This is a genomic window from Carboxylicivirga sp. M1479 (genome assembly GCF_007097485.1).
Classification (GTDB): domain Bacteria; phylum Bacteroidota; class Bacteroidia; order Bacteroidales; family Marinilabiliaceae; genus Carboxylicivirga.
The window spans coordinates 1-1,986 of the sequence record NZ_VKDE01000069.1 but is presented as its reverse complement, the minus strand read 5'-3'; the positions used below and the strand labels follow the sequence as shown (position 1 = coordinate 1,986).

The following is a 1,986-nucleotide window of genomic DNA, read 5'->3' as shown; positions in this document are numbered from 1 at the left end:
AGAACTATTTACAGCGTCATTAAAAACAAAACACCATATCGTCAGGATTATATATGTCTTGATCCGAGAGAGAAAAATATTAATAGCTCCACTAATAAAGTGGCTTAAAAACTTGTAATTAATTAGAGTATATGAAACAAGCCATGAGAGTAGCTTTTCACGCAGGAGCATAATTAATCTGGCGAGTTCCATGTGGTAATTAGAAAGCAAAATATAAACACATGAAAGAGAATTATCATAAAGCATTTACATCTTTTCTTTTAATAACTATGATGTCTTTTGGCTTACTTATGAGCGGATGCCATGAACAAAAGAAACAAAAAAAACAACCTAATTTCCTGATACTTATGTCGGATAACCATAGCTGGAACCACCTAGGCTGCTATGGGGATAAGGTGGTAAAAACACCTGTCATTGATAAAATGGCCGCTAAAGGCATTTTGTTTAATAATGCATTTTGCTCAGCACCGTCATGTACCCCTGCGCGGGCATCGATGCTTACCGGGCAGGACATATGGCGATTAGAAGAGGGAGCCAACTTGTGGGGTACCCTACCAGCCAAATTTGAAGTGTACCCGGATATACTAGAAAATGCTGGCTATCTGGTAGGTATTGAGGGTAAAGGATGGGGACCTGGAGGAGTAGAAGAAAGTGGTCGTGAGCAGAACCCAGGAGGTGAACGTTATGATTCTTTCGAGGAGTTTTATAACGAACGGGAAAAAGGACAACCATTCTGCTATTGGTTTAGCTCGCGCGACCCTCATCGCCCATTTAAACGTAACGGTGGTAAAAAAGCTAAAATTAATATAGATGATATTCAAGTTCCTTCGTATCTACCAGATACAAAAGAGGTAAGAATGGATATCGCTGACTATTATGCAGAAATACAAAGCTTTGACAAAGAGGTAGATTCTTATATTACCTTATTAAAAGAAATGGGACAACTGCAAAATACAGTTGTTATAATATGCAGTGATAACGGATGGCAGATGCCACGAGGCTTAGGAAATTTATATGATTTTGGCACGAAGATTCCAATGATAATCTCTATGCCAGAACGTTTCAAAGGCAATCGTAAAATTGATGATTTTGTTAGTTTGAATGACCTGGCACCTACTTTATTGGAGTTGGCTGGCTTGCCTATTCCAGAGTATATGAATGCTAAAAGTCTATTGCCAATTCTTGAGTCGGAACAAAGTGGTGTTATCGAAACAGAAAGAAACTTCATTGTAACCGCTCGTGAGCGACATGCCTATGTGCGTAAAAATGGTGTTGGATACGGAGCACGTTCTATTCGAACCAATGACTATTTATATATTCGTAATTACGACTATGAGCAATGGCCAGCAGGTGATCCTCCTTTATATGGCGATGTGGATGCTCATATGTTACAATACCCTTGTCCAACCAAGATGGAGCTCTTACTAAATAAAGATGTAGAAACTGTTAAGCCCTTGTTTAATCTAGCTTTTGCCAAGCGACCAATGGATGAGCTATACGATTTAGCTAAAGATCCTGATCAATTAAAAAACGTGGCGGCAGATGCCAATTATCAGGATGTATTAAGACAATTATCGACACAATTGACCGATCATTTGAAAGCGAATGGCGACCCAAGAGAACTGAACCAAGAATTGAAATGGGTGGATGCTGAGTATTTCGCAGAAAAAGATAAAACTCCTCGTCCTGGTGCAAAGGCTATTGAAAAACTGAACTTAGAAGAAGAATATTATTACGATGAAGAATAAAGGCTAACTTGTTAATTAATTCTATTCATAAATATTTATTCCTTTTATAATATATAGGTATTAAACCCAAAGCGAAGTGAGGGGGAGACTACCACTTAAAAAGAGGGTGTCCAAAAACGGATTCCCTCTTTTTTCGTTCATAATCAATTGATTACAGCTGAGTTAGTTTGTTCATGTGCCTGATATTTAGTATCTTAAAAGCATGAAACAAATCAATTTCAAGCCCTATAATCAAGGT

The 1,986-nt window shown here is 38.0% G+C and carries 1 protein-coding gene; it reads left to right on the top strand.

The window, feature by feature from the left end; translation table 11 throughout:
* Positions 1–221 precede the first annotated feature (221 nt).
* Positions 222–1,748: a sulfatase gene (locus FNN09_RS20745; RefSeq protein ID WP_221932556.1), complete on the top strand. Its 1,527-nt coding sequence runs from the start codon at positions 222–224 to the stop codon at positions 1,746–1,748.
* Positions 1,749–1,986 lie beyond the last annotated feature (238 nt).

What these genes read in the sequence shown, in the direction of transcription:
- FNN09_RS20745 (WP_221932556.1), top strand. Translation starts at nt 222, where the DNA reads ATGAAAGAGAATTATCATAAAGCATTTACATCTTTTCTTTTAATAACT.